Source organism: Halomonas sp. 3A7M, from assembly GCF_014897875.1.
Classification (GTDB): domain Bacteria; phylum Pseudomonadota; class Gammaproteobacteria; order Pseudomonadales; family Halomonadaceae; genus Vreelandella.
In genome coordinates this window covers 1-6,985 of record NZ_JABUZD010000102.1, presented here as the reverse complement: position 1 = coordinate 6,985, position 6,985 = coordinate 1, and the positions used below count along the sequence as shown (strand labels likewise).

Here is a 6,985-nt window from a genome sequence, read left to right as displayed (position 1 = left end):
CGGGCCTGTCGGCTATGTCGGCCTGCTGGCGCCGCATCTGGCGCGGTTTTTATGCGGCCATTCCCTGCGCGCGGTCTTGCCCGTTTCGGTGCTGGTCGGTGCGCTTCTTCTCGGGCTCGCCGATATTGCTGCCCGGCTCGTCATTGCGCCGGGGGAACTGCCCGCAGGCTCCGTCATTGCGCTGATCGGCGCCCCTTATCTCATCTATCTTATCCGCCGGAGTATGCGCACATGAGCCATCCGAACCGACAGCTTCATTTCAATTCCTGTATCGATCATCTCGATCTGGCATGGCGCATTGCGGGGGATATGCCGTCCCGTCTTTTCGATATGCGCCAGCTTGAGGAGCGTGCGCAACTGGCCGAGAAAGGGCTGATGGACGCCATGTTCATCGCCGATTTCTACACCTACCGTCCGGGCTTTTCGCTGGAACCCATAGCCCTTCTTTCAGCACTTTCCACGGTGACCAGGCATATCGGGCTGATCGCCTCCGTTTCGACCACCTATAACGAGCCTTATAATCTCGCGCGCATGTTCGCAGGCCTCGACCGCCTCAGCAATGGCCGCGCGGGCTGGAACATGGTGACGACGGCCATCGGCACGGTCGCCGCCAATTACAGCCGCGACGAACATCTCGAACACGATACGCGATACGAGCGTGCCCATGAGGTGATCGAGGTCGTAACCGCGCTGTGGGACAGCCTCGATGAAGATGCGCTCTCCTGTACGCCTGAGGGCATGCTCCACGCCTCACCCGGGAACGTTCCGGCCCTCGATCATCGTGGAAAATGGTTCGAGGTTCAGGGGCCGCTCGACATACCGCGCCCCATACAGGGCAGCCCGGTGCGCATGCAGGCGGGTTCGTCGCAGGCGGGACGGGATTTCGGCGCACGCTGGGCGGAAGTCATCTTCACCGCCCAGCCGGTCCTTTCCATCGCACAGGAATTTTATGCCGATATTCGCCGCCGCATGGCCGCTTTCGGACGCACGCCCGATCAACTCAATATCCTGCCGGGCCTGATGCCGATCGTTGCGAAAACCCGCACGGAGGCCGAAGCCCTTCTGGCGGCGCGACAGGGCGCGGGTGAAAATGCGGGCGCGCGCATGAAGGAAATGGTCGGCATCGACCTTTCGCAATTGCCGCCCGACGAGCCGATCCCTCTCGATCTGCTGCCCGAGCAGGGATTCACCAACGGAATGCGTGGAAGATCGGATCTTTATCTCGACATGATCCGCAAGCATCGCCTGACCCCGCGTCAGGTGCTGCAACAGGGCGCGCATCTGGCTTTCGCTGGAACGCCGCTTGAGACGGCCGACCTCATCAGCGAATGGTTTACGGGCTTTGCCTGCGACGGCTTCACGCTGATGTGGCCTTCTCTTGAGGCGAATATCCTGTTTGTCGAAGAAGTGGTCCCCATCCTGCAACGGCGCGGTTTCTATCGCACCCGCTATGCGGGAACGACGCTGCGCGACCATTTCGGTCTGGCGCGCCCCGACAACCGGCGCTTCGCTGCAAAGGGACATTGAAAATATGAAACAGCTTCATTTCAATTATATTCTCGGGCCGGAAAGTCTCGCCGCGGTGGATGGCGTTTCCGCGCGTCCCGGCGCTCTCCAAACTCTCCTGACACTGGCGAAACGCGCCGAATCGGGCGGGATCGACGCGCTCGTCTTCAGGGATGCGAACAATGCGGGCCTGGTGCGGGAAGGATGTGCATTCCTTCCATACGAGCCGTTTACGGCTTTTGCGGCGCTGGCGGCTGCAACCGATCGCATCGGTCTTGCCGCCGCCGTCTCCCCGCGCACCAGCCAGCCCTATAACGTTGCGCGGCGGCTTGCGACCATCGATCATATCAGCCGGGGCAGGGCTGGCTGGCACATCACGCCGTCGGCAGATCAGCAACAGGAGCAATATGGCGATTTGAGCCGTCCGCCTGTCGAGGCCGTTGCCGCACGGGATGCGGAATTTCTCGAAGTGGTCCACCAGTTATGGGATAGCTGGTCCCCGGATGCCATCGTCATACGTTCTGACGGGCGAGTGAAAGTCAACGGAGAGGGGAACGGCCCCATCGACCATCGTGGACACTATTTTTCGGTCAAGGGGCCGCTGGACGTTCCGCGCCCGCCGCAGGGCAGGCCGGTCTTGTTTCACAGCGTGGTGACGGAGGATGACATGGATATGGCGGCGCGCTTTGCCGATGTCGTGATTGCCGAGGCGATGGACCTCGAAGCGACCGCAAAATTCGCGGACGAGATGAGCCTCCGCCTGAAAAGCCATGCAAGGGATCGCGCAGACGTGCGGATCATGCCCGTTCTAGGTTCTACCAACACCTGCACCGCGGAAGCTGTGACCGAGAGGATCACCCAGTGGCATGGTGCTGGAATCATTGACGGCTTCAGCCTTGCCGGAACATGCCTGAACGGTTTTATAGACGAGGTCATGCCGCTTTTGCGGCAGGCCGGTATGTTACCGGAAAAGACAGGCCCATCCACCTTGCGTGAGAGGCTCGGTCTGAAAAATTTATACATGGAATAGGTGCACGATCCGGTCCCGGTACCCTCCGCCTGATCCCCTGGCCGATGGGTGTACATAATCTTGCGAAATTACACTCCGACACGCAGCTCTTCCAGAGTCTGTCTGGTTCATTATGACCCAGACAGACTCTGGGTTCTTTTGTTTTCGTTTTTCTTTTCGGGAAAACGGGTTCCACTTTTCCCAGTCTTTCCGTTTACGACCGAAATACACGCCCCTTGCTTCGTATATGTGAGACACGAGGGCGATCATGCAGCGACGGCGGCTGCGCTTGAAGCATGGCCCTTTTCCGTTTCCAAATTTGCCGGTCTCGTTAAATCTTCAGCGCCAGTGAGCGCGCATTGTTGATGTGGACCGTTATCGCATCCATTGCCAATTGCGGAGTGCGCGTTTCAATGGCTTCCAGCACTTTCAGATGCTCTTCCATGACAGGAATGACGCGGCCAGCGATGCGAAAACGCTCCTGATTGATGAGACGCATCTTGATATTGTTGGTCTGATATTTACGCCAAATGATTTCGTTGTTCAGCGAACCGATGATCGTATCGTGCAGGTTCCAGTCGATATGTTCCCTGCGCAGGGACAGCAAGATTTCCGCTGACGCCTCCTGACAGAAAACAGCGACAACTTCCCGCTCAATGAAAAGACGAAATTGAAATGCCTCACGAATGAGATTGAGGTCGACATGCGCGATCTGTAAACCGCGTTGTGGCACCGTCTTGATAAGGCCCTCCACCTCCAAGCGAGGAATAAGCTCCCGTATCGCGCCGAGCGGAAGCCCTGTTATACTGACAAGTTGCCGTTGCGAAACGAACTGGCCGGGATGAAAATCGCCCGCCAGCAAGAGTTTGATGAAACTCTCATATGCCCGATGTCTTGACTGGACTGTCGCGGTCTTATCACTCACTCACGCTTCTCCTGCGGATCGCCAAACATGCACGTCGGCAAAAAATACCTGCCGCCCCATTCAAACCTTGTGCGCAGTAGCCGATTATTCCATACACACAGCATGACATGTTAACGCTAAATCAAACATAGCACAGGTCTGAGTCAGTTTGGCAAACCCATTGAAGAGACTTTTTATATCGTTTTGATCAGCGAGCCTATTTTCCGGTCTGTCTCCTGCAGCAGGATGAAGGCTTCGAATTTGACATCGTGGAACCTTGAGATCTCTCCGCCCTACGGCTCGGGGATTTCCTTGAGGTGGAAAAGTTACCCCAACTGCATTATGCCGGCGGTGAGGGTATCTGATTAAGCTGCTTCCTGCAAAAGTTTAGCAAACACCTCTGCGGGTGTCTTAAATCCAAGACACTTGCGCGGGGTCGCATTGAGCTTATGGGCGAGGGCGGTTAACTGAGCCTGGCTGACCTGCGCCAGATCCGTATTGCTGGGTAAATACCGTCGGATGCGCTTGTTGATGTTCTCAATAGTGCATTTTTGCCAGGGTGAATTTGGATCACAAAACCAGCTTCTTGCCCCCATTCCATCCTCCAAAGCCCTATAACCCATAAACTCGGAACCACGATCAAAGGTAAAACTGCGGCGTGCATGATAAGGCAGCGCTGCAAAGGCCTGAATGATTTTGTTCATGATAGGCTTTGAGTGCCGACTGCTGTTTTTAATGATGACGAAGTAACGACTTTTGCGTTCAACAAGTGTCATGACATTGGCTTCTCCGAGGTCACGATCAAAGATGATCAAATCACCCTCCCAATTGCCGAATTGCAGACGATTGCCAATAAAATCAGGACGTTGATGAATGCGAAACGCTTCTGGAATGCGGGAGCTGCGCGATCTTCTGGTGCCGCGTGGGCAGCGCTTTGTGCGCATCTCGGCCAGATGCTCATACAGCTTTAACCCATATTCTTCCTTTGAGTAAATGAAGCGATAGATCGTTTCTGCGCATAGACGTATCGCGCTCAGACCATGGCTAATCAGTCGGCCGCAGATCTGCTCTGGTGACCAGTGTGCTTCCAATTGTTCAATGACGAACTTGCGCAGCTCTGGGTAACGTCTGAGCTTGCGCAACCGCGTTCTGCGGTCTTTGCTGATGTTGTCGGCAAAAACACTATGATAGCCATTATAGTCTGGAATCTCGGCATCCCAAAAGCTGTTGCGCTTGATCTCGCGATAGATCGTCGAGCGATGACGGCCCATCAGCCGCGCAATATCGCCGAGAGGGAGTTTAAGCTGTTTCAGCTCAAATAACCGGCGACGTTCCGCCAATGTGATCTGTGAGTAGCAATTCGACATCCAATTTCCTCCATGGCTAACCACATGAATTCATTGGCATGTTGCAGTTTAAAATAGAATGTACCCCGGTTATATAATGTGTTTTGGCAAGTTAGGGATACGCTATCTCCAGCAAGATAGAGATGCGACAGGTGCTGACGTTCAGCCCCCATTCCGAGAGGCTGGTCAGAGTTGCAAGCGAGGAATGGGGGCGGGTCGATAGGTGCCCTTCGGCTTTAGCTCTGAGAGTGCCAAATGTCATTGATCTGGCCATTTCACTCCGTCGCAGCCAACCGAGCCAACGCTTTTTCCCGGCGCGCAATAACGTCAGGATCGTTCATGTAAGCGGTGCGCGATTTGCGCTCGCGCTTCTGATACCCGTTCCCGACACTGCCATCAGGCACGCCAAACAAATGGTTCGTCTGACCTGTGCGACGGGGACCGCTCTGGCTGCGTTGCAGTTCCCGGCCTGCCTGCATCTCGGCCACAATCGAAAGCATGTCATCCAGTCGCTTGTTCTCGACAACAGGCGAGCGATGAACAGAACGAAGCTTGTCGAATGTTCTGTAGGGCAGGGTGTCCGTACCATACATGATCTCCAGACGGCCATCCGGATAGTCGCAGACAATCACCTTTTGTCGAGCCAGCCGCTTTGCAAACTCCGTCGGCTCCAGGATGAACAGCACCTTGTCGTAACGCAGTGTCAGTGTTTGCGACAGTGTCCGTACTTCCTTCCGGCACATCGCACCATCGATGTTCTCATGCGCGGCCAGCGGTCGATGCATATCCTTAGGATTGCGCGGCTCCTTGCCAAAACGAGCATTGAAGTCTGCAATATATTCCGGCGTGTGAGGTCAGGCTGAAGCGCGACTTTTCGGTTTGAGTTTACGCAAAACGATGTCTGTTTGCGAAGAGTTTCTGCCGAAAGACTTCTGCAGGTGTTTTGTACCCTAAACATTTGCGCGGTGTATTGTTGAGGCGATGACAGATGAATGCGAGGTCTCGATCACTGAGGGTAAGTGGATCAAGGTCTCGGGGGAGCCAACGTCTTGTGCGGGGTCGGTTCCGGCTGGGGGCGAAATGACACCCTAAGCGGCACACAGCAACGATGAGGCGATTGCGGACTTACTCAAGCTTGGCCGCGTTTCTCTGCGAGCCAAAGTTTCAGCAGCCCAGCGACCCGCCCAAGGTCGCCGTTGACCTTGGCCAAGTCCGCAACGGCGGCCAGGTCAACGACCGACCTTATTGGGGTGTTCAACCCAAGGGCGCGCAGGTAGCCCGAACGGGACATGCCCGCTTCTTCGGCGCGCTCTGTGATGGTCGCTTTCTCGTCGTCTGTCACCCACACCTCTATCGGCTTACCGCGCCGCCGAGGCTGGGCCTTTTCTTTGGTGTTCTCTGGCATTGCCTGCGCTCCTGTTGTTGCTTTTCGCTCTTAGACGCGGCAGCGGCTGTGGGCCTCGCAGAGCAAGATACCGTTGAGCCGAAGGCGAATAAGGGGCGGTGTTGGATGGGGACGGGCTTGCCCGTACCCGTACAACACATATCTTGCCGTCTAGTTCTATGCAATTGTATGCGACAGTAGCTAAACGATCCACCCAGAACCGGCCCAAAGGCCGGAAAAGCCGACGAATCGCATAGAATCGCATATCATCGCGTACAATCGCATTAAATGGCTTGCTCAATCGCATAGAATCGCGTACAGTCGCACTCAATCGCACTGATTCGCGCAGAATCGCATTAGCGTGTATGATGGGCCGTCCGCGATTGAGTCGCGGCGGTCAATAGGAGGAAACAGGCATGGCAGACACGCCTAGCAGCAAGCCCCGCCGGGGCGCGGGACGTGTCGCGTTTCTGGCTCGCCTCGATCAGTTCAAGACGCTGATCGAGGCCGGTAACGAACAGCGCACGGTCTATGACGACTGCGGCGGCGAGGATGAACTAGGTATCAGCTACTCCCAGTTCAACCGTTACGTCGTCCGGTACATCACGGGAGCAAAAGACGATGGACACCAAAGGAAAGGCGCAGGGCAAATCACCCCGCAAAGCCCCTCCCCGGCCGCTACAGGGGCCGCAGGAGGACAAGCAGGGGGCAAGCCTGCCCCAGCAGCTAAACCCGGCTCAAAACGCCCCGGATTCGAGCACAACCCAAACAGCGGAAATAACCGCGACGACCTTATCAGTTAGCGCGGAAAACCTCGTACTTTTAGTGCGAGGATG

Annotated in this window: 7 protein-coding genes and 2 pseudogenes; 4 read left to right on the top strand and 5 right to left on the bottom strand. The window is 56.1% G+C overall.

Annotation, left to right across the window (positions count from 1 at the left end; genetic code table 11):
- The 3 genes from INT19_RS08995 to INT19_RS08985 all read left to right on the top strand — a co-directional run.
- Positions 1 to 235 (top strand): iron chelate uptake ABC transporter family permease subunit (locus INT19_RS08995; protein ID WP_193060502.1); only part of this gene is annotated, 235 nt, incomplete at its 5' end.
- Positions 232 to 1,527: an NtaA/DmoA family FMN-dependent monooxygenase gene (locus INT19_RS08990; protein WP_192539742.1), complete on the top strand. Its 1,296-nt coding sequence runs from the start codon at positions 232 to 234 to the stop codon at positions 1,525 to 1,527. The genes INT19_RS08995 and INT19_RS08990, both read left to right, overlap by 4 nt.
- Positions 1,528 to 1,531: 4 nt before the next feature.
- On the top strand, positions 1,532 to 2,536 hold the full coding sequence (locus INT19_RS08985) for an LLM class flavin-dependent oxidoreductase (protein WP_192539743.1): 1,005 nt from the start codon (positions 1,532 to 1,534) through the stop codon (positions 2,534 to 2,536).
- Positions 2,537 to 2,846: 310 nt separating this feature from the next.
- On the opposite strand, the gene INT19_RS19750 is transcribed toward INT19_RS08985, so the two are convergent.
- The 5 genes and pseudogenes from INT19_RS19750 to INT19_RS08965 all read right to left on the bottom strand — a co-directional run bounded on the left by INT19_RS19750 (position 2,847) and on the right by INT19_RS08965 (position 6,170).
- Positions 2,847 to 3,440, bottom strand: a complete 594-nt coding sequence (locus tag INT19_RS19750; RefSeq protein WP_192539744.1) for a GntR family transcriptional regulator — start codon at positions 3,438 to 3,440, stop codon at positions 2,847 to 2,849.
- Positions 3,441 to 3,784: 344 nt separating this feature from the next.
- Positions 3,785 to 4,786, bottom strand: coding sequence for an IS30 family transposase (locus tag INT19_RS08975; protein ID WP_193054202.1), 1,002 nt, complete (start codon positions 4,784 to 4,786; stop codon positions 3,785 to 3,787).
- A 254-nt stretch (positions 4,787 to 5,040) separates the two neighbouring features.
- Positions 5,041 to 5,616, bottom strand: a pseudogene (locus tag INT19_RS08970) (ISNCY family transposase); the annotation flags it as partial.
- A 34-nt stretch (positions 5,617 to 5,650) separates the two neighbouring features.
- Positions 5,651 to 5,821, bottom strand: a pseudogene (locus tag INT19_RS19440) (IS30 family transposase); the annotation flags it as partial.
- 73 nt (positions 5,822 to 5,894) lie between these two features.
- On the bottom strand, positions 5,895 to 6,170 hold the full coding sequence (locus INT19_RS08965) for a plasmid mobilization protein (RefSeq protein ID WP_225736347.1): 276 nt from the start codon (positions 6,168 to 6,170) through the stop codon (positions 5,895 to 5,897).
- A gap of 395 nt (positions 6,171 to 6,565) precedes the next feature.
- On the opposite strand from INT19_RS08965, the gene INT19_RS08960 reads away from it, so the two are divergent.
- The gene (locus INT19_RS08960; RefSeq protein ID WP_192539748.1) at positions 6,566 to 6,952 is read left to right on the top strand and encodes a TraK family protein; all 387 of its coding nucleotides are present in this window, start codon (positions 6,566 to 6,568) and stop codon (positions 6,950 to 6,952) included.
- Positions 6,953 to 6,985: the final 33 nt, after the last annotated feature.